This window comes from Labrys okinawensis (genome assembly GCF_002982075.1).
In the GTDB taxonomy this organism is placed as follows: domain Bacteria; phylum Pseudomonadota; class Alphaproteobacteria; order Rhizobiales; family Labraceae; genus Labrys; species Labrys okinawensis_A.
Window position 1 is genome coordinate 623052 of record NZ_PUEJ01000004.1, and the last position, 20171, is coordinate 643222.

Below are 20171 nucleotides of genomic sequence, written 5' to 3' on the forward strand. Positions count from 1 at the left end.
CCTTTGGCCACACCCGCGAGGCAAGCCGACGCGGACTAGAGCCGGCCGGTCATCGCCCGGCGCGCGAGACCGCCGGCGTTCCAGATCGATGGCGCACCCCTCCGGCGATGGCTGGAAGCCGAAGCCGGACGGCTACTGCGATCGTTGTCCATGAGCTTCCACAGCTGATTTTTCGGGTGTTATCCAAGGTGCCGGGCACCGCAGATACGGAGCCCTTCTGTCACTGCCCCAAAGCGGCGTCAACGGTGCTTTGGTGTGTGCAAACAATACCTTGGTATGGGTCGCGCCTTGCTAGGCTCCGGCTCGGCCCAAGGCCTCCGGCGGCATCACCCCTGCCCGCGCTTCTCGAAATCTTCGACCTTGGCCGCGCCGGTCATGATGGCCACCACATCGGCCATCGAATGGGTCTTGGGGCTCACCACCGCGGCCCGGCGCCCCAGGCGCATAATGTGGATGCGGTCGGCCAGTTCGAACACGTTGGGCATGTTGTGGCTGATCAGCACGACCGGCAGGCCGCGATCGCGGATGGCGCGGATCAGTTCCAGCACCTGGCCGGTCTCGCGCACGCCGAGGGCCGCCGTCGGCTCGTCCATGATCGCCAGCTTCTTGGCGAACAGGGCTGCGCGGGCCACTGCCACGCCCTGGCGCTGGCCGCCCGAAAGGGCCTCCACGGCATTGTGGATCGACGGCAGCCGGAACTTGAGTTCCGCCATCGCCTTGCGAGCTTCTTCGCGCATGCGCGTCTTGTCGAGGCGGCGGAACACGGTGCCGAGCACGCCTTGCATGCGCAATTCGCGCCCGAGGAAGAGGTTCGAGGAGATGTCGAGGGCCGGCGCCACCGCCAGATCCTGGTAGACGGTTTCGATGCCGCGATGGCGGGCATCGAGCGGCCCCTTGAAATGCACCGGCTGGCCGTCCAGCAGGATCTCGCCGCTGTCGGGCTTGAGGGCGCCGGTCAGCGCCTTGATCAGGGAGCTCTTGCCGGCGCCGTTGTCGCCGACGACGGCGAGGATCTCGCCCTTGCGCAGCTCGAAATCCACCCCGTCCAGCGCCGTGACGTGACCGTAGCGCTTGACGATATCGCGAGCCTCGAGGACGACCTCGGCAGAAGCGGATGCCGTCATCAGCGCCTCCCACGCGAAAGCTGGTCGAAGGCCACCGCCACGATCACCAGGATGCCCGTGATCAGGTCCTGCCAGAGCGGATCGATGCCGGCCAGCGTCAGCCCGTTGCGCAGCACGCCCACGATGAGGGCGCCGATCAGCGTGCCGACGAGACCGCCCCGGCCACCGAACAGCGAGGTGCCGCCGATCACCACGGCGGTGATGGAGTCGAGATTGGCCGTCTGCAGCGAATTGGGATCGGCATTGGGAATACGGCCGAGCGCCAGCCAGGCAGCGATGCCATAGAGCAGGCCGGCCAAAACATAGACCGAAAGCAAGTGCCGCCTGACGGGGATGCCGACCAGCCGCGCCGCCTCGGGATTGTTGCCGATGGCATAGACGTGGCGGCCCCATTTGGTCTGGTTCAGGAGATACCAGACCAGGGCATAGAGCAGCAGCATGGCGAGGACGCCATAGGTCACCACGAAGCCGCCGATGAGTTCGCCATTGCCGGTCCAACTCAGGAATTCGTCGTCGACCGGGAAGGCGCCGCCGGCCGAGATCAGGCGAAGCGCGGCCGTGATGATGCCGAGCGTGCCGAGCGTGACGATGAAGGGCGGCAGCTTCAGGCCGCTGATCAGACCGCCGGCGACGGTGCCTGACAGGGTGCAGAGCAGAATCGCCGCCCCCATGGACAGGACGGGATCATAGCCGAGCGTCGCCATTTTGCCTGCGACGATGGTGCCGAGCACGCAGATCGCGCCGACGGCGAGGTCGATGCCTGCCGTCAGGATGATCAGAGTCTGGCCGATCGCCAGCGTGCCGACCACCACGGTCTGCTGCAGGATCAGCGAGATGTTCTGCAGAGCGAGGAAGCGCTCGTTGATGCTGGCGAAAATGACGCAGAACAGCGCCAATACCAGGAAGGGTCCAGCCGAAGGCACCGCGAAGATGCGCGCCAGGAGGCTGCGCTTCTCTTCGGGCGCGGGAACCGTGGTCGTGCTCATGCGATCCTCGACGATACGGTCTTGCAGAGAGAAACGCGACTAGCCTTCTCCCCTTGCGGGAGAAGGTTTGCCGCGCCCAACTCCGTTGATCTTCAGCCTATTCGCCGCCCCAGCAGTTTTTCAGGCCCCAGGCGGTGTCCTTGGAGTCGAGGCCGGGCATCGGCTTGTCGGTGATCAATTCCGAACCGGTGTTGATGAAGCCGCTCGGCTTCTTGCCGGTCTTGGCGTATTCGGCGACGGCATCGACGCCGGCCACTGCCATCTTGTAGGGGAACTGCATCACGGTGGCGGCGACCTTGCCGGACTTGACGTCCTTCACGCCCTGGCAGGAGCCGTCGATCGAGGTCAGCATCACGCTCTTGGCCTTGCCGAAGGATTTCAGCGCCGCATAGCCGCCGGCCGCGGCCGGCTCATTGATGGTATAGACGACATTGATGTCGCCATTCTTCGACAGGAGATTCTCCATGCCGGTCTGGCCCTTGTCCTGCGCGCCATTGGTGATGGCGGAGCCGGCGATGACCGGGTCGCCCTCCTTGATGCCGAAGCCCTGCAGATAGCCATTGTGGCGGAAGGTATCAACGGTGCCGCCCGGCGTGCCGTCGAGCATGGCGAGCACCGGCTTCTTGTCGCCCATCGCCTTCTTGGCATAGGTGCCCTGCTTGACGCCGGCCTCGAAATTGTCGGTGGCGTAGGTGGCGTCGACCGCATCGGCCGGATCGGTCGCCGTGTCCAGAGCGATCACCAGAATGCCGGCATCGCGCGCCTTCTTGATGATGCCGAGCATGCCCGTGGAGTTGTTCGGCGTCACCAGGATGCCCTTGGCGCCGGCGGAGATCAGGTCCTCGATCGCCGCGACCTGGCCTTCATTGTCGCCGTCGAACTTGCCGAAGCGGGCGATCAGCTTGAGGCCCTTTTTCTTGGCCTCGGCCTCGGCGGCCTGGCGCAGCTTGACGAAATAGGGGTTGACCTCGGTCTTGGTGACCAGGCCGACGATCACCTCGCCAGCCGCCTCGGCCCTGTCGGCCGTGGCGAGGGACGAAAACACGGCAAAGCCGAGAGCGGCCGTGGTGGCAAAGGCGGTGGATGCAAAGATGCGGCTCAGGCGGAGCGCTGACATGAAATCCTCCCAGATTTATGAATGGAGCTTGGCGCTCTCTTCTCGACGACGGCTTTTCCGTCATCGGCAGCGGATTAATGCATCATCGCTGAATGAATGCAAATTTATTTTGCCTGTTTTCAGGCATAACGATCCGCCACCGGCTATCGAACAGTCCCGATCCGGTTGAGCGCGTGCATGGCGGCCCGCAGCGATGCATCGCCTGCCAAAGCGGCGTAGTTGCGATAGAGTTCGGCATAGACGGATGCGGCCCGCGCGTCCGGCCGGTAGGTCTTGAACGCCCGCGCGCCGAACCTCGCGCCGCCTTCGGGATAATCGGCCACGACGCCGGCTGCGACGGCGCCATGGATGGCGGCCCCGACAGCTGTGGGATTGTCGATTTCGGGAACCTCGACCTCCCGCCCGAAGACATCGGCCATGATCTGCACCAGCAGGGGATTGTTGCGGGCGAGGCCGCTCGACAGGATCAGGCGATCGATGCCGAAGCCTCCGGCGATGAAGAGATCCTGAATGCTGCGCGCGCCATAGGCGAGCGACTCCAGCAACGCCCGATAGATGCCGGCAGCCGTGGTTCCCGTGGTCAGGCCGACGAGCAGGCCGCTGAGGCCGGAATCGGCCAGCGGCACGCGGTTGCCGCTCCACCAGTCGAGCGCCAGGAGGTGGTTGGCACCCGGCGCGAGACCGGCCGCCTCTTCATTGTAGAGCCTGAAATTCTCCGCCGCTTCAGCGGCGCGCGGAAAGGTCTTGACGAACCAGGCGAGCGTATCGCCAAAGCCGGCCTGCCCCGATTCATAGCACCAGAGGTCACGCACCGATCCGTCGAAGGCCACGCCCTCGATGCCCTGGGGCAAGGGCCGGAACGCGCGGCCGAGCATGAGATAGACGGCGGAGGTGCCGAGCGCCCCGACGAGGCAGCCATCGGTGACGCCGCCGACAGCCGGCAAGACGACATGGGAATCGATCACTGCCACGGCGACCGCCGCCTGGCCGCGAATGCCGGTGCGCTCGCGCCAGGCCGCCGACAGCCCACCCGCGGAGGTGCCGACCCGTCGCGGCGCGCTCAGGCGATCGGCGAGCCCCGGGACGATGCCGTCGGGATAGCCGGCCCCTTCGGCATATTGCGCCTTGTAGGCGGCAAAGCCGAGGCTACGCGTCTCCCCGCCCGTCAATTGCCAGACGAGCCAGTCACCCGCCTCGATGAAGCGCTCGGTTTCCCGCCACAACTGCGGTGCTTCCTCCGCCATTTGCGCCGCCTTGGCCAGCAGCCACTCAGCCGAGAGTTTCCCGCCGAAATTATCGAGGAAGGCCCCTCCCCGGGCATTGATGGCCTCGGCCTCGGCCTGGGCGGCACCATGCTTCCACAGCTTGACATAGGCATGCGGTTCCCCCGGATGCAGGCGGGAGAGCGGCACACCGTCGGCCGTGGCCGGCAGCGGCGAACTGGCGGTGAAGCCGAGGCCGATGCCCTCGATCTGCCTGTCGCGGCCGAGAGCGGACAGAATTTCCCGCGCTGCCTCGACATAGTCGTCCGCATTCTGGAGCGCCCAGAGCGGCGGCAAGGCTGCCCCATCCGGCAGGCGGGTCATCACGCCGTGTCGATAGGGTACGGCATGGCTGGCGAGCTGCTCGCCGCTGTCGGCATCGACAAGCACGCCGCGCGCCGATTCCGTGCCATAGTCGAGGCCGATCAGATAGCGGCGTGTCATGGCTGTGCCTTTCCCGCACGAGCGGTTTGCGATCCGACGGGAAACGCCGCCAATCGCAAAGACGCGTCGAACCAAAGAACCAGAGCAGACAAGCACTCACACTTGAACGCGCTCGCTCCGGCGCAGGTCCAGCTTAGGCCCAGGCCCCAGCAAAGCAATACTTTTGTATTTTTTCAATCAAAAGTATTGTGGAGCAGTCCTATGCCGGCACGGGAGCCAGGGCCTTGCGGACGGCAGGGGCCACCACAGTGCCGAAGAGCTCGATCGATTTCATCATCTTGGCGTGGGGAATGCTGCCCATCGAGAACTTGATCAGGAAGCGCTGGTGCCGGAACAATTCGTGCTCGGCCAGGATCTTGTCGATCACCTGTTGGGGATCGCCGACGAAATCCGAGCCGCGCGGCGCGCGCGAGGCCTCGAACTGCGCCCGGCTCAGCGGCGGCCAGCCGCGCTCGCGGCCGATGCGCCCCATGACGTCGGCATAATAGGGAAAGATCTCGTCCGCCGCCCTGTCGCCGTCCTCCCCGATATAGCCATGCGAATTGATGCTGACCGGCAGCCTGGCCCGATCATGCCCGGCCCGCCGCGCCGCCTCGCGATAAAGATCGACCAGCGGCTTGAAGCGCGCCGGCTCCCCGCCGATGATGGCGAGCGCCATCGGCAGGCCGAGCGTGCCGGCGCGGATCACCGATTGTGGATTGCCGCCCACGCCGACCCAGACCGGCAGGGGCTGCTGGACCGGACGCGGATAGATGCTCTGGCGGTCGAGCGGTGCGCGATGCTGGCCCTGCCAGCTCAGCGTGGTCTGCTCGCGGATCTTCAAGAGCAGGTCCAGCTTCTCGGCGAACAGGCTGTCATAGTCCTTGAGGTCGTAGCCGAACAGCGGGAAGGACTCGATGAACGAGCCCCGCCCGGCCAGGATCTCGGCCCGCCCGCCCGACAACAGGTCCACGGTGGAGAATTCCTGGAACACGCGTACCGGGTCGTCCGAGCTCAGCACGGTGACGGCGCTGGTGAGGCGGATGCGTTTGGTGCGCATGGCCGCCGCTGCCAGCAGCACGGCTGGGGTGGAGGCAGCGAAATCGGGACGGTGATGCTCTCCGATGCCGAAGACATCGAGGCCCAGCTGGTCGGCAAGCTCGACCTCCTCCATCAGATTGGCAACGCGCTCCTGCGCGCCGATGACGGTGCCGGTGGCGGGATCCGCGGTGGTTTCCGCGAAGGTGTACAGGCCGAGTTCCATATCTGTCGCGCCTTGCCGGAACGCAGCGTCCCGGCTCCTTCAGGTTGAAATCTTCTGGTTACAAAACGTAACCGAGGCTAAATATGGTACAGGCATGGAGGGCACAAGGAGGCACATTCATGGCGGTAGGTGACATGGGTGTAACCGGCGGGGACGAGGACAAGGACAGCCTCACCGAGAGCTGCCGGCCGGTCACCGAAATCCTGTCCCGCATCGGGGACAAGTGGAGCATTCTGATCGTGATGGCGCTGAGCCAGGGTCCTCGGCGTTTCAGCGAGATCAAGCGCCGCATCGACGGCATCTCGCAGCGCATGCTGACGCTCACGCTGCGCGGCCTGGAACGCGATGGCCTCGTCAGCCGCAGCGTGACGCCCAGCATTCCGCCGCGCGTCGATTATGAGCTTACCGAACTCGGCCATTCGCTGCGCATGCCGGTGAGCGCGCTCGGCCAATGGGCCTTCGCTCACCGCACCGCCATTGTGGAGGCTCGCGCGGCGTTCGACCGGACCTGCCCTATCCAGCGGGCAACCATGCGGGATGAGCGGCAGGTGCCGGGAGCTACTCGGCCGGCGCCACGGCGAGCTTGACGCTCTGCGCTTTCACGCCGCTGATCTGCAGCGAAACCGGCCCCGGCGCCAGGTTGAAGCGCACGCTCTTGCGCAAGCCGGCGCAGGCCTTCTGGCCGGTCGCCGCCGAATATTTCACCGCTGCCCCGGCCTGCACGACATCGATCCAGCCCTCTTCCGAGAGCGTGACCTGATAGAGGCCGGCCTTCTCGACCGGCGGCAGGGTCAGCAACGCACCAAAGGTGCCGGCCGCCGGCTTGCGGCCGGTCGTGACGGGAAATTTCAGATCCGTCACCGGGCTGAGCTGCAGGTCGGCGGCCCCGTCGGCCTTGGCCAGCGCCCCGCCCGAAGCCAGCGTCGGCGGCGAGGCCTGGAACCAGCCCTGTTCGCGGGTCAGCGACCATTTGAACGGCTTGCAGGCCGTTGTCTCGGCCAGGGCTGGGCTCGTCTGCAGGGCCATCAGTGCGATCAGGGCCAGACCGGCGCGGCTGAAGGGGGGCATTTGCGCAATCTCTCCAGGAGGAAGGAATGCGCGATCATAGCAAGGACCGCACCAGAAACAAGAACAATTCACGAACAAATTGCGGCCTGGTTGTAAAGGCGATCCGTCAGGCCGCGCCCGGCGCGAAAGCCAAGGCCAGCCCGTTGATGCAGTAGCGCAGCCCTGTCGGCTTCGGGCCATCGTCGAAGACATGGCCGAGATGCCCCTCGCATCGGGCACAGGCAACCGCGGTCCTGATCATGCCGAGGCTGTCGTCCCGGCTGGTGCGCACCGACCGGCCGAGCGGAGCCCAGAAGCTCGGCCACCCGGTGCCGCTGTCATATTTGGTCCGGGACGAAAACAGGGCGTTGCCGCAGCCCGCGCAGGCGAAACGTCCCGATCGCCCCTCATGCAGCAACGGGCTGGCAAAGGGGGGCTCTGTGCCTGCTTCCCGAAGGATGGCGAACCGGTCCGGCGACAGCCGCCGGCGCCATTCCGCGTCGCTGAGGACGAGGCGAGCAGGGCCTGCCGTCGCCTTTTGCGCTAAGGCGAAGCTCGCGCCTCCCAGCAGCGCCAGGCCAAGGACATCGCGGCGTGTCGGCATGAAAGGTCTCCTCGCGGCATGCTGGTTCGGCTCCTGCTTGATCCTACGACAACCGGGCAGGGCTTGTTACCGGTTCGGGCACCGTTGCCGGCGCGACCACCAGCTTACGGCCACCAAGGCAGCGGGCCTTCCAGGCTCGGATTTGACCATGCAGCCCGGGAGATGCCAGTTTACCGGAACAAGCTGGCATATGGAGGATTTCCCATGGTGAGAAAATTCCTACTTTCGGCCCTGTGCTTGACCGGCTTTTGCATACCCGCGGCGGCCGAGACCGTGCCGAACAGCGGCGACTATTATCGCGCGGCCTGCCGCAGCCTGGCGGCCAATACCGGGCCGACGCCGAGCGAACTCGTACTTCCATCCCTCCATTGCGCGATCGAGATCGAGGATCTCGCTTCGATGGGACGGCTGCTGACATCGGATACTCGTATCTGCAAGCCGGTCGACGTCTCGGTCGCCGAGACCGCCACCGTCATATCCGCCTTCCTCGATGCCCATCCCGACCGGCTCAGGGAACCCTTCGTGGTCCTTGCCACCACGGCCCTGCGGGAGAAGTGGCCCTGCTCCTGAAGCTGGCGACGCGGGGATGACACGCCACGGGCGGTATTCGCAATGATCCGCCTTCCAGCACCTTTTTTGACGCATCTGCCTCGCGAAGAGCCGTTTTGGTTCTGCAGAAAACACCCCGGGCCGTCGCGTTCGAGCCGCGTCGCAGACTGACGGCGGTTGCACCTTTTGCTGCGGACTTGACGAATTCATAACTATCGGGCTATGCGTTAAATCCATAATCGAGGAGCTATTGATTGTGACGCCCCACTCACCCGACCTCCTGTTCAGGACGCTTGCCGATCCGACCCGGCGGGCGATCTTCGAGCGCTTGTGCCGCAAGGGAGAGCAGACCGTGGGGGCGCTCACGACCCATGCGGGCGTCTCCCAACCGGCCGTCTCGAAGCATCTGGCGATGCTGAAACAAGCCGGGCTGGTTCGCGACCGCCACGAGGGCCGGCAGACCCATTATTGCGCACAGCTCGGCGCCCTCGGCCCTCTGATCGATTGGGCGAGCCGAATGACGCAATTCTGGGAAGCTCGCTTCGACGATCTCGAAGATTTGCTGAACAGGATGGACCAATGACCAACAGCGAGAGCGAAACCCGTACCGTCATCGTCGAGCGTGAAATTCCACATCCACCCGAAAAGCTCTGGCGCGCCCTCACCCAGCCGCATCTCATCGAAGCATGGTTGATGAAGAACGACTTCGAGCCGGTTGTCGGTCACCGTTTCAATCTGCGCGGCGAATGGGGCGGCGTGCTCGATTGCGAGGTCCTCACCGTCGAGCCTCACCGGACCTTGTCCTATAGCTGGAACTTCAGCCATGAGGACGCCGCCTACGATTTGAAAAGCGTGGTGACCTTCACGCTCACGCCCACCGGCGCCGGCACGCATCTGCGCATGGAGCAGGCGGGTTTCCGGCCGTCCCAGCGCCAGGCCTATGGCGGCGCCAAGGCCGGCTGGCAGCAATTCCTCGCCAATCTGGAGCAGGTCCTGGCGGAGCCGGAATAGGCTCCATCCCCTGCCCCGTCGGGGACATCGATGCGACGACAAAGGAGGCTTCCTTGAACTTCAGCGCCCTGATCCGGCAGACCCACCGCTGGCTCTCCATCGCCTTCACGGTGACCGTGATCGCCAATTTCGTCGCCATGGCCGTCGGCGAACCGCCGGCCTTGGTGGTCTACGCGCCCCTGCTGCCGCTATTCCTGCTGCTGTTCAGCGGCCTCTACATGTTCGTGCTACCCTATGCCCGGAGGGCAATGCGCATCCAGGACTGACGGCCTGCGCAGCCAATGACGTGGCGTCTCGGCCCGCCGGCTAGGCCGTGCCCGCGCGCGTCGGCCGGTCCATCACGCGCTTCCCCATCAGGCTGGCGACGAGATCGACCATGAGCAGGGCGGTGCGGCCGCGTTCGTCGAGGAAGGGATTGAGCTCGACCAGATCGACGCTGGCGACGAGGCCACTGTCATGCAGCATCTCCATGATCAAATGCGCCTCGCGGAAGGTCGCGCCGCCAGGCACAGTGGTGCCGACGCCCGGCGCAATGCCGGGATCGAGAAAATCGACGTCCAGGCTGACATGCAGCACGCCGTTCGCCTCCGCCACGCGGCGCAGGAAAGCCTGCAGCAGCGGGCCGACGCCGTGCTCGTCGATGGCGCGCATGTCATGCACGGTGACCCCTGCCGCAGCTAATGCCGTCCGCTCGGCCGGATCGACGCTGCGGATGCCCATCATGCAGATATGGTCGGGCCTCACGGGCGCGGCCAGCGGCGGAAAATAGCCCTCGAAACCGGGCTGGCCGGTGGCATAGGCGACAGGGCAGCCATGGAGATTGCCGCTCTGCGTACTGTCCAGCGTGTGGAAATCCGGGTGGGCGTCGAGCCAGAGCACGAAGAAGGGCCGGCCCATCTCGGCCGCGCGGCGACTGAAGCCCGCCAAAGTGCCGGCCGCCATGGCGTGATCGCCGCCGATGACGATGGGCATGCCTTCGGCGCCGAGACGATAGGCCGCGTCGGAGAGAGCCTCGGTCCACGCCGCCACCTCGGGCAGGTTCTTGATGGCAGAATTGGCATGGTGAAGCTGACGCCGGGGCGCGGGCGCCAGATTGCCACGGTCCTCGACACTGTGGCCGAGTTCCTGCAGGGCGCCGGCCAGGCCCGCGGCCCGGAAGGCGCTCGGGCCCATGTCACAGCCGAGCCGTCCCGTGCCTTCCTGCAGCGGGGCACCCAGCAAGATACAATGTTTCGAAGTCATGCGAGCCTCTTGAAATCCGACCGCAGTCTATCTGCCGGAGTTGGCGATATGAACGATGCAATTTGGCAGAAGGCTCAATATACCTTATCAAACTGGCATAAATTCATGATCATTCCGGCAAGTGCATGGACGACATCGACCGCCAGCTCCTCACCTTGCTGCGCCACAATGGCAGGCGCAGCATTTCCGACCTCGCCGGCGAACTCGGCCTGTCACGCGCCACCGTGCGGGCCCGCATCGAGCGCATGGAAGCAGAGGGCGACATCATCGGCTATACGGTGATCCTCAAGGCCGACGCGATCGCCATGCCGGTACGCGGCATCGTGATGATCGAAGTGGAAGGACGGGCGGCCGACCGGGTCATCGACGTCCTCGGCGGCTTTCCAGAGGTCAGCGCGGTGCACACCACCAATGGCCGCTGGGACATCGTGGTGGAATTCGCCACGCTGAATCTCAGCGATCTCGATGCCGTCCTGCGCCGCATCCGCCTGATCCAGGGCGTCACTGCCTCGGAGACCCATCTTTTGCTGGCGACGCCGCGCAGCACGCAGGCGAGACTCTAGGACCCCTTTTTCAGGATTTCTGTACGAAGCCTGAAATTGAATGGAAATGGATGCGGTCCCGAACGCCAGCTCAACGGCGTGCTAAGATCTCGAGAGGCGGCCGTAGTGACGGCGTCGCCGTCGCAGCATATTGTCTTGGAACGTCGGCGCCCAAGCCGCGTTTCATGCCCCTGAACGTTTTTCGAAAAAAGTGTTTGGTGAACGGATAACCGCCAGCTTTGGGAGCGATGGAATGAGTGCAGTCAACATCCGGTCTGCCCGTCTCGACGACGCCAAGGCGATAGCCGACCTGCACGTCGCGGTGTGGCGCCACGCCTATCATGCCCTCGCGCCCTCCAAGGCCTTCGTCGTACTCGACGAGGAGCATCGCTTCGCAAGCTGGCACAAGCGGCTCTCCTCCCCTGCCGCCGACCAGATCGTGCTGCTGGCCGAGGCCGGCGCCGGGCTGGTGGGCTTTGCCGCGGCCGGAGCCCCCACGCAGGCGGTTTTCGACGGACGCAGCGAGATTAAACACCTCTATGTCGACCCCCTGCACAAGCGCCGAGGTGTCGGCAGGGCCCTGCTCGAAGCCATGGCGACACGGCTGATCGAGCAGGGACGCCGGAGCGCGGCCATCGGGGTCGTCGCCGGCAACGAACCGGCGATTGCCTTCTACGAGGCGCAGGGCGGCAGGCAGGCCGGATCCTACACGGATCCGGGCCCGCTCTGGCGCTCGCACAACCTCCTCTATGCCTGGGACGATCTGGAGGCGCTCGTCAGGCGGCAGCCGGTGTCTTCGGCTCCTTGATCCGGTACCAGGCCACATAGAGCGCCGGCAGAAACAGCAGCGTCAGCACGGTCGCCACCAGGATGCCGCCGATCATCGCATAGGCCATCGGGCCCCAGAATACCTCGCGGGCGATCGGGATCATGCCCAGGCTGGCGGCTGCCGCCGTCAGCAGGATCGGACGCATGCGATGGACGGTCGCGTCCACCACGGCCGTCCAGCGATCCATGCCCGCCTCCTCGTGATCTTCGATCTGCTTCACCAGGATCACCGAGTTGCGGATGATGATGCCGATCAGCGAGAGAATGCCGAGGATGGCGACGAAGCCCATGGGCTGGTTGAAGGGTAGGAGGCCGAGCACCACGCCAATCAGGCCGAGCGGCGCCACGCTGATCACCAGGAACAGCTTCTGGAAGCTCTGGAGCTGCACCATCAGGATGGTTACCATGGTCAGGAGCATGATCGGCACGATGGCGATGATCGGCCCCTGGCCCTTGGCGGATTCCTCCACCGCCCCGCCCACTTCGAGCTTGTAGTGGTCCGGGAGGCCTGCCTTGAACTCGGCGACCTTCGGCGCCAGCCGGTCGACCACCGTCGCCGGCTGGACATCGCCCACCAGAGCGGCCCGCACGGTGATGGTGGGCAGGCGGGAGCGGCGCCAGACGATGGGCTGCTCCATGCCGTAGCCGATACTCGCCACCGCGCGCAGCGGCACCACGGTGCCGCCGGAAAGCGGGATCTGCAGGTTCTCCAGCGTCTCCACGGAGTTGCGCTGATCCGCGGTGGCGCGGCCGACCACGTTGACCAGATAGATGTTGTCCCGCACCTGGGTGAAGGCGGTTCCCGCCAGCGTGCCGTCGAGGATGGAGGCGATGTCCTGCGAGGTAACACCGAGCAGACGCGCCTTGTTCTGGTCGACTTCGACCCTGAGCACGCGCGCCGGTTCGTTCCAGTCGAAGGTAATCGTGCCGAGATTGGGGTCGGCAGCGATGATGCCGGCAAGCTTGATCGCCTGCTCGCGCACCTTCTGGAGATCGGCGCCGCTGACGCGATATTGCACGGGGCGGCCGACTGGCGGACCGAGTTCGAGCGGATGGACGAGCACATCGATGCCGACGAACTTGTCGCGCGCCAGGGCCTCCAGCTTCTTCTGCACCCGGTTGCGGGCCTCGATATCCTTGGTGACCACCACGGCTTGGCCGAAGAAGGGATTGGAGAGCTGCTGGTCGAGCGGCAGATAGAAGCGCACGGCCCCCTCCCCGACATAGGAGCTCCAGCGCACCACGTCGTCATCCCCCACGAATGCCTGTTCGAAACGGTCCATCTGCGCCTTGGTCTCGCCGATGGCGCTGTTCTGCGGCAGCGTCATGTCGACCAGCAATTCGGGCCGGTCGGATGAAGGGAAGAACTGCTGCTGGACATGGCCCATGGCCACAACCGAGGCGCCGAGCAGGCCGAGGCAGATGGCGATGGTCACCCAGCGCCAGCGCATGGCGGCGAGCAGGGTGCTCTTGAAGGCGGCGGCGAACCGGCTCGGCTTTTCCTCGTGCTTCTTCATGCTGCTCGGCAGCACGGTCACACCCAGCAGGGGCGCGAACAGCACCGCGACGATCCAGGACACCAGCAGCGCCACCGCGATCACCACGAACAGGGTGAAGGTATATTGGCCCGCCGAGCTCGAATTGAGGCCGATCGGGATGAAGCCGGCCACCGTCACCAGCGTGCCCGTCAGCATCGGGAAGGCCGTCGAGGTATAGGCGAAGGTCGCTGCCTTGCCCAGGCTGTCGCCGGCTTCCAGCCGGCTGATCATCATCTCCACCGTGATCATGGCGTCGTCGACCAGAAGGCCGAGGGCGATGATCAGGGCGCCCAGCGAAATGCGCTGCAGGGAGATGCCGCTATATTCCATCACCAGGAAGACGATGGCCAGCACCAACGGGATGGAGATCGCCACCACCAACCCGGCGCGCAGGCCGAGGCTGACGAAGCTGACCGCCATCACGATGATCACCGCCTCCATCAGGGCGCGGGTGAAGCCGGAGATCGCCTCCTCGACCACCGCCGGCTGGTCGGAGACCAGATGCACGCCGACGCCGATCGGCAAGGTGCCGGTGACCTCGGTCATGGCCTCCTTCAGATCCTCGCCGAACTGGAGAACGTTGCCATTCGGCGCCATGGCGACCGCCAGGCCGATGGCGGGCTTACCGTCAAAGCGGAAGAGCGAAGTCGGCGGATCGACATAGCCGCGCGTGATGGTGGCGACGTCGGAGAGGCGGAAAAAGCGGTCATTGACGCGCAGATTGATGGCCCTGAGGTCCTGTTCCGACCTGAAGCCACCGCCGACGCGCACGCTGACGCGGTCCCGCCCGGCCTGGATCACGCCGGCGGCCGAGACGGAGTTCTGCGCCTGCAGCGAGGCGATTACCGCCTGGCGGTCGAGCCCGAGGCTGGCCAGGCGCGCCGTGTCGAAGTCGAGATAGATCACCTCGTCCTGGGCACCGAGGATCTGGGTCTTGCCGGCATTGGGCACCGCGAGCACGCGGTTGCGCACTTCCTCGACATAGTCGCGCAACTGGCGGAAATCGATGCCGTCGGCGGTGAAGGCATAGACATTGCCGTAGACGTCGCCGAACTCGTCATTGAAGAAGGGCCCCTGCACGCCACTCGGCAGCGTGTACCAGATGTCGTTCACATGCTTGCGCACCTGGTAGAAGGCATCGCTCAGCGCCCGGCCATTGGTCGTGTCCTTGAGGTTGACCATGATGGTGGCCGTGCCGGGCCTCGTATAGCTGCGCGTATAGTCGAGCGCCCCGATCTGCTGGAGCTCCTTATCGACACGATCGGTGACCTGGTTGAGGGTCTCGTCCAGAGTCGCGCCCGGCCAGTTCACCTGAACGACCATGGTCTTGATGTCGAAGGACGGATCTTCCTCGCGGCCGAGCCGCACATAGGAGAGCGCACCGGCGATCACCGAGGCGATCATCAGATACCAGATGAAGGAGCGGTGCTTGAGCGCCCAGTCCGACAGGTTGAAGCCGCTCATTTCTGTTCCTCGAGAGTCTGGCTGCGCTGAAGATCGACGGCCTGGCCGGGCTGCAGGCTGCCGACCCCAGCTTCCACGACGATATCCCCGTCCTTGAGGCCGTCGACCACGGCATAGCCCGCCTTGGTGGAGACCAGGGTCACCGGGCGGGCCGCGACCACGGCCTTTGCCACATCGACCACCCAGACGGACGGCTTGTCGCTCGGCCCGGCCAAGGCCGAGACGGGAACGGCGATATAGGGAGCGACCTTTCGCGTGGCCGACACCGAAATGGTCGAACCAAGCCGGAAGCCATCGGGCGGATCCTGCAAGGCCAGGCGGGCCCGGCGCGTGCGCGTCACCGCATCCGAGGCGGGCGCGAGCAGGCGCAGCGTGGCCGTCGTGCGGATGCTGGGCTCACCGGCCAGCATGACGTCGAAGCGAGGATAGGCCTTGAGTTCGTCGGCCAGATAATCCGGCACGTCGACCACGGCCTCGCGCACGTCGGGCCGGGCCAGAGTGACGATGATGTCGCCGGCCGACACCACCTTGCCGACATCGGAATTCACGGCGGTGATCACACCGTCATAGGGCGCCACGAGCTCGGCATAGCCGAGCACGTTGCGGGCCTGCCGCAGCGAGGCCTCCGCCTGGGATACCTTGGCGGCAGCCGTCTCGCGCGCCGCCACGGCCGTATCGACCTGGGCCCGCGAGGCCGTCTCGGTGACCACCAGAGCGCGGCTGCGGTTTTCGGTCAGCACGGCGTTGGCGAGCTGCGCCTTGGCATTGGCAAGATCCGCCTCCGCCGACTGCACGGCAAGGCGCAGCAGGGTGGCATCGACGGCCGCCAGCCTGTCCCCCTGTTTGACCCTGTCTCCGACATTCACTTCGCGCGCGATGATGCGCCCGCCGACCTGGAAGCCGAGATTGGTCTGATAGCGGGCGTCGACGCTACCGACGAAGGGGCCGAAGCTCGCAGTATCTGTGCTGTGGACGGTCAGGGTCAGCACCGGCCGGGCACTCCGGTCCTGCGCCGAGGCGCCGCCGGCCGCCACCAGCGCGAGCAGCGCCGCCACGCAGATCATTGCTGATCGGACCGCAGGCTCGGCCAGCAAAGATCTGCAGGATTTCAAACATCTGCGGAGCTGGCCCGTTTCATCCGCTCCTGGGTGGAGCAGGCCAATTCTGCTCGGGGCGATGCGGGTAGGACGAGAAAAGCTCATCGCGCCTGCTCCTCGACGGTTTCGACGATCTGGCCCGGCCGCAGCAATTGACCGCCGCGCACGACGACGGTTTCGCCATCCTCGAGCCCGGCCGAGAGCACGACGTCATGCGTGGTGTAACGATCGAGCGTGACCGGACGGGGCTGAACGGCCCGGGTATCGGCCGCGACGGTCCAGACGGCAGGCTTGCCCTGCCATTCGAACAGCGCGGAGGATGGCAGCACGAAACGCTTCTGGGCGGCGAGGCTGGCCTCCCCGCGCACGGCCGTGCCCAGCGACATACCCGGCGGCGTCTCCTTGAGCCCGATCTTCACCCGGATCGTGCCCTTGCGGGCATCGACGATGGGCGAGATCTCCCTGACATGGCCGGTCGTCTTCACGGCGGGATCCGACACCAGCGCGATGGCGATCTCCGGCGAGCCCGGCGGCTTGTCGATCAGCGCTTCATAGACGTCGAAGACCGCATCGCGCGCGCCGTCCTGGGCAATGCTGACCACTGTCTGGCCAGCCTGCACGACCTGTCCCGCCTCGACGTTGCGCGCCGTCACCGTACCGGCGACACCTGCGCGCAGATCCGCATAGCCGAGCTGCTCCTTGGCCTGTTCGACCTGTGCCGTCGCGGCCGCCACCGAAGCCTCGGCGACGCTGAGATTCTCCTGCGCGGCATCGAGGGAACTTTGCGAGGTAGCATTTGAGGTGATCAGCGTCTTCTGGCGCTGATAGGCAGCCTGACTCTGCTGGAGCTGCGCCTGTGCCGAAGCGAGGGTGGCGTTGGCGGTGTCGAGGGCGATGCGCTGCTCCTGCCCGTCGACGCGCGCCAGTATCTGGTCCGGCGTGATGTGATCGCCGATATCCACCAGCCTTTCGACGATGCGCCCGCTCACGCGGAAGGATATGTCGCTCTGGACCTGGGCCTCCACGTCGCCCGTCAGGCTGACGCTCGGCCGGTAGTCGGCAACCCGCGCGGTCACGACGCCGACACGCGCAGGCGCGCCCCCGCTCCAGGCGGCGCCGGGCGAGATCGCCACGATCAGGCTTGCAAGCAGGACGGCGCGCTGCAGCCCTACGAAGCGGCACGGCCGCGCGGGATTGCCGAGGTTTGGGATCATCGTCATCCTCGCTGATTCATGCCAATGCCGTTCGACGGAGCCGTTTCGAAGGGAAGTCCTGAGATCTGGTGCTTGTGGCATCGTCCTCACCCGCTCGGCGGTATCCAGAGGCCATGGTCCCTGCCGGGACGTCCGGTCCGGAACGATCATTTCACTTGTCGGCCGTTCCCATATCAATTAAAAACAAAACCGTCCAGACGGTTTTTATTCAATAGAGGTCATTTCAGCAACAATGCCCCAGTCTGCTCCCCCACCCCAGACCCTGCGCGCGCGCAAGTTGCAGCGGCGCAGCATGGAAACTATCGGACAGATCCTGACTGCGACGGTGGCGGTGATCGAGAGGGTCGGCGTCCACAATCTCACCATCGATCTGGTGGCGGCGGAGGCGGGCGTGAGCAAGGGCGGCGTATTGCATCATTTTCCGACCAAGACGGCGCTGATCGTCGCCGCCATGCGCCAGGACATGGAAACGCTGATGATGGAAATCGACGAAACCGCGGATGCGACCGTGAATTTCGCCTCGGCCCTGGCTCAGCTCGCCCGCCGCATCGCCCTTGAGGAAGGCGGCGTATCGCCGGCCTTTCTGGTGGCGGCCACTGAGATTCCCGAAGCAGCCGGCGTGCTGGCCACCATGTTCAGCACACTGGTCGAGAGAGCAGGTAAGGACGACAAGGCCGGCAGCATCGATTCGACCCTGGTGCTGTTCGCCTCCTACGGCATTCTCATCAGCCTGGGCATGAAGTCCTTCCAGCCGAGCATCCCGCAATTGGAAACCTTGTTTGAGAAGCTGGACGGCTTCGCCGCAAAGGCCTGATGCCGTCGCTTACCCTCCCTTACCGGGGCGGGGATGACTGTCCTCGGTGCTCGTCGGAGAGGGGCGGGAGGTCTTGACGAAATCGATGAACGCCCGCAGCGGCGCCGGGACCAGACGCCGCCCGGGATAATACAGGAAGGGACCGGAGAAGCGTTGCCACCAGGGTTCGAGCACGGGTTCGAGGGCCCCGCTCAGGAAATAGGGGCGCAGCCAGTCCTCGAACAGATAGATAATGCCGGTGCCGGCGATTGCCGCGTCGACGGCGAGGTCCGTTGCCGCGCCGACGCTCACCAGCAACGGCCCCGTCGTATCGACATTCACGATCTCGCCATCGCGCTCGAATTCCCACGCGGTCATCGCTCCGGATGAAAATCGGCCGCGCAGGCAGGCATGATGAAGCAAATCGCGCGGGTGCTCGGGCCGCCCCCGCCGATCGAGATAGGCGGGCGCCGCGGCGGCGGCAAAGCGTTGCGTCCGCGGCCCGATGGGCACGGCGATCATGTCCTGTTCCAGCCGTTCATCGTAGCGAATGCCGGCATCACAGCCGGCCGCCAGCACGTCGACGAAGCTGTCCTCGGCAATCACCTCCAGGCGGATATCGGGAAAGGCAGCGAGAAAATCGGGCACGATCGCCGGCAGTACCAGCCGGGCCGCGCTGACGGGCACATTCAGCCTGAGCGTCCCCGCCGGCCTGGCTCGAAAGCCGTTGACGACGTCGAGCGCGGCTTCCACCTCGTTCATGGCCGGGCCGAGCCGTTCGAGCAGGCGCTCGCCTGCTTCCGTGGCCGCGACGCTGCGAGTCGTGCGGTTCAGCAGCCGGACGCCGAGCCGCGCCTCCAGACGGCTCACCGCCTCGCTCAGGCCTGACGCACTGGCTCCGGTCAAACGGGCGCCGTCACGAAACCCTCCGGCTCGTGCAACGGCCATGAAGGCATGGAGATCGTTGAGGTCGACTTTCACTGTTCGCATCTCCGAACAACCTGTCCGGATTATGGACGATTGTCGGGCAAGTGGACAGGCCCTAGCTAGAGCGGACGAACAGGAGATCCGACCATGACTACGATCGAGCAGTCCAGCCGCTTCAATCTCGGTGACCGTGCCGTGAAGCGTCTCGGCTACGGCGCCATGCAGCTTGCCGGTCCCGGCGTATTCGGCCCACCCAAGGATCCGGACGCGGCGCTGGCCGTGTTGCGCGAGGCCGTCGCAGCCGGCGTGAACCATATCGACACCAGCGACTTCTACGGCCCCCACATCACCAACCGGCTGATCCGCGAGGCCCTGCACCCCTATCCGGACGATCTCGTCATCGTCACCAAGGTGGGCGCACGGCGCGGCGAGGATGCTTCATGGCTGCCTGCCTTCTCGCGGGAGGCCCTCACCCAGGCGGTGCATGACAATCTGCGCAATCTCGGGCTCGATGTCCTTGACGTCGTCAATCTTCGCGTCATGTTCGACGTTCACGGGCCGGCCGAGGGTTCGATCGAGGCGCCGCTCACGGCGCTGGCCGAGCTTCGGCAGCAGGGCCTGATACGGCATGTCGGACTGAGCAACGTCACTGCAACGCAGATTGCCGAAGGGCGCCGCATCTGTCCGATCGTCTGTGTGCAGAACCACTATAATCTCGCCCATCGCGCCGATGACGCGCTGATCGATGATCTCGCCCGCGAAGGCACTGCCTATGTGCCTTATTTCCCGCTGGGCGGGTTCACGCCGCTGCAATCCTCGACCCTGTCGGACGTTGCCCAGCGCCTCGGCGCCTCGCCCATGCAGGTCGCGCTCGCCTGGCTCTATCGCCGCGCGCCCAACATTCTGCTGATCCCCGGCACATCCTCCGTCGCGCATCTGCGGGCCAACCTCGCCGCGGCGGAGCTCGACCTGCCGGCAGACGAGGTCGCCGCTCTCGATCGCATTGCGGCCGGGCATTCCTGAGGAAATGAGTATCAGCGCCCCTGTCATCCCCGGCGGGGTCGTAAACCCTGGGAAGGGGATCCAGGAGCCAAGGTTTCGACGATTGCCCCTGGTTTCCTTCCCCTCGCTACGCGCGG

General features: G+C 65.5%; 21 protein-coding genes. 9 read left to right on the forward strand and 12 right to left on the reverse strand.

Going from position 1 to position 20171, the window contains the following annotated elements; all coding sequences use genetic code 11:
- Window positions 1-326 precede the first annotated feature (326 nt).
- The 5 genes from C5L14_RS13245 to C5L14_RS13265 all read right to left on the reverse strand — a co-directional run bounded on the left by C5L14_RS13245 (window position 327) and on the right by C5L14_RS13265 (window position 6176).
- On the reverse strand, window positions 327-1124 hold the full coding sequence (locus C5L14_RS13245; RefSeq protein WP_105862490.1) for an ATP-binding cassette domain-containing protein: 798 nt from the start codon (window positions 1122-1124) through the stop codon (window positions 327-329).
- A complete protein-coding gene (locus tag C5L14_RS13250) occupies window positions 1124-2110 on the reverse strand; it encodes an ABC transporter permease (RefSeq protein WP_105862491.1) in 987 nt (328 codons plus the stop codon). Before C5L14_RS13250 ends, C5L14_RS13245 begins: the two co-directional genes overlap by 1 nt.
- A gap of 97 nt (window positions 2111-2207) precedes the next feature.
- A complete protein-coding gene (locus tag C5L14_RS13255; RefSeq protein WP_105862492.1) occupies window positions 2208-3227 on the reverse strand; it encodes a substrate-binding domain-containing protein in 1020 nt (339 codons plus the stop codon).
- 143 nt (window positions 3228-3370) lie between these two features.
- On the reverse strand, window positions 3371-4933 hold the full coding sequence (locus C5L14_RS13260; protein WP_105862493.1) for an FGGY-family carbohydrate kinase: 1563 nt from the start codon (window positions 4931-4933) through the stop codon (window positions 3371-3373).
- Window positions 4934-5132: 199 nt separating this feature from the next.
- A complete protein-coding gene (locus C5L14_RS13265) occupies window positions 5133-6176 on the reverse strand; it encodes an LLM class flavin-dependent oxidoreductase (protein WP_105862494.1) in 1044 nt (347 codons plus the stop codon).
- 119 nt (window positions 6177-6295) lie between these two features.
- Here C5L14_RS13265 and C5L14_RS13270 point away from each other — a divergent pair, with 119 nt between their 5' ends.
- Window positions 6296-6763 (forward strand): winged helix-turn-helix transcriptional regulator, encoded by a 468-nt coding sequence (locus C5L14_RS13270; RefSeq protein WP_245443376.1) that lies wholly within the window; start codon window positions 6296-6298, stop codon window positions 6761-6763.
- On the opposite strand, the gene C5L14_RS13275 is transcribed toward C5L14_RS13270, so the two are convergent.
- Window positions 6735-7244: a hypothetical protein gene (locus C5L14_RS13275; RefSeq protein ID WP_105862496.1), complete on the reverse strand. Its 510-nt coding sequence runs from the start codon at window positions 7242-7244 to the stop codon at window positions 6735-6737. The genes C5L14_RS13270 and C5L14_RS13275 overlap by 29 nt on opposite strands.
- A gap of 106 nt (window positions 7245-7350) precedes the next feature.
- Window positions 7351-7827 (reverse strand): peptide-methionine (R)-S-oxide reductase MsrB, encoded by a 477-nt coding sequence (gene msrB / locus C5L14_RS13280; protein WP_105862497.1) that lies wholly within the window; start codon window positions 7825-7827, stop codon window positions 7351-7353.
- 204 nt (window positions 7828-8031) lie between these two features.
- On the opposite strand from msrB, the gene C5L14_RS13285 reads away from it, so the two are divergent.
- The 4 genes from C5L14_RS13285 (at window position 8032) to C5L14_RS13300 (ending at window position 9653) form a co-directional block, all read left to right on the forward strand.
- Window positions 8032-8397: a Rap1a/Tai family immunity protein gene (locus C5L14_RS13285; protein ID WP_105862498.1), complete on the forward strand. Its 366-nt coding sequence runs from the start codon at window positions 8032-8034 to the stop codon at window positions 8395-8397.
- Window positions 8398-8632: 235 nt separating this feature from the next.
- Window positions 8633-8959: an ArsR/SmtB family transcription factor gene (locus C5L14_RS13290; RefSeq protein WP_105862614.1), complete on the forward strand. Its 327-nt coding sequence runs from the start codon at window positions 8633-8635 to the stop codon at window positions 8957-8959.
- A complete protein-coding gene (locus C5L14_RS13295; RefSeq protein ID WP_105862499.1) occupies window positions 8956-9387 on the forward strand; it encodes an SRPBCC family protein in 432 nt (143 codons plus the stop codon). Before C5L14_RS13290 ends, C5L14_RS13295 begins: the two co-directional genes overlap by 4 nt.
- A 53-nt stretch (window positions 9388-9440) precedes the next feature.
- Entirely contained in the window at window positions 9441-9653 is a 213-nt protein-coding gene (locus tag C5L14_RS13300) for a hypothetical protein (protein WP_105862500.1), read from the forward strand.
- A 40-nt stretch (window positions 9654-9693) separates the two neighbouring features.
- On the opposite strand, the gene rocF is transcribed toward C5L14_RS13300, so the two are convergent.
- Window positions 9694-10629, reverse strand: a complete 936-nt coding sequence (rocF, locus tag C5L14_RS13305) for an arginase (RefSeq protein ID WP_105862501.1) — start codon at window positions 10627-10629, stop codon at window positions 9694-9696.
- A gap of 125 nt (window positions 10630-10754) precedes the next feature.
- Between rocF and C5L14_RS13310 the strand changes: the two genes are divergently transcribed.
- Both C5L14_RS13310 and C5L14_RS13315 read left to right on the forward strand, forming a co-directional pair.
- On the forward strand, window positions 10755-11192 hold the full coding sequence (locus C5L14_RS13310) for an Lrp/AsnC family transcriptional regulator (protein WP_105862502.1): 438 nt from the start codon (window positions 10755-10757) through the stop codon (window positions 11190-11192).
- Between the two features lie 232 nt (window positions 11193-11424).
- On the forward strand, window positions 11425-11979 hold the full coding sequence (locus C5L14_RS13315; RefSeq protein ID WP_105862503.1) for a GNAT family N-acetyltransferase: 555 nt from the start codon (window positions 11425-11427) through the stop codon (window positions 11977-11979).
- On the opposite strand, the gene C5L14_RS13320 is transcribed toward C5L14_RS13315, so the two are convergent.
- The 3 genes from C5L14_RS13320 to C5L14_RS13330 form a co-directional block, all read right to left on the reverse strand.
- A complete protein-coding gene (locus tag C5L14_RS13320; RefSeq protein ID WP_105862504.1) occupies window positions 11948-15001 on the reverse strand; it encodes an efflux RND transporter permease subunit in 3054 nt (1017 codons plus the stop codon). The genes C5L14_RS13315 and C5L14_RS13320 overlap by 32 nt on opposite strands.
- Window positions 14998-16056, reverse strand: coding sequence for an efflux RND transporter periplasmic adaptor subunit (locus C5L14_RS13325; protein ID WP_181161156.1), 1059 nt, complete (start codon window positions 16054-16056; stop codon window positions 14998-15000). Before C5L14_RS13325 ends, C5L14_RS13320 begins: the two co-directional genes overlap by 4 nt.
- A gap of 143 nt (window positions 16057-16199) precedes the next feature.
- Window positions 16200-17318 (reverse strand): efflux RND transporter periplasmic adaptor subunit, encoded by a 1119-nt coding sequence (locus C5L14_RS13330; protein ID WP_181161157.1) that lies wholly within the window; start codon window positions 17316-17318, stop codon window positions 16200-16202.
- 286 nt (window positions 17319-17604) lie between these two features.
- Between C5L14_RS13330 and C5L14_RS13335 the strand changes: the two genes are divergently transcribed.
- Window positions 17605-18126: a TetR/AcrR family transcriptional regulator gene (locus tag C5L14_RS13335; protein ID WP_181161158.1), complete on the forward strand. Its 522-nt coding sequence runs from the start codon at window positions 17605-17607 to the stop codon at window positions 18124-18126.
- Window positions 18127-18135: 9 nt separating this feature from the next.
- Here the strand turns inward: C5L14_RS13335 and C5L14_RS13340 are convergent, their stop codons facing one another.
- Complete coding sequence (locus C5L14_RS13340) at window positions 18136-19086, reverse strand: LysR family transcriptional regulator (RefSeq protein WP_105862508.1); 951 nt, start codon at window positions 19084-19086, stop codon at window positions 18136-18138.
- A gap of 93 nt (window positions 19087-19179) precedes the next feature.
- Between C5L14_RS13340 and C5L14_RS13345 the strand changes: the two genes are divergently transcribed.
- A complete protein-coding gene (locus tag C5L14_RS13345) occupies window positions 19180-20055 on the forward strand; it encodes an aldo/keto reductase family oxidoreductase (RefSeq protein WP_105862509.1) in 876 nt (291 codons plus the stop codon).
- Window positions 20056-20171: the final 116 nt, after the last annotated feature.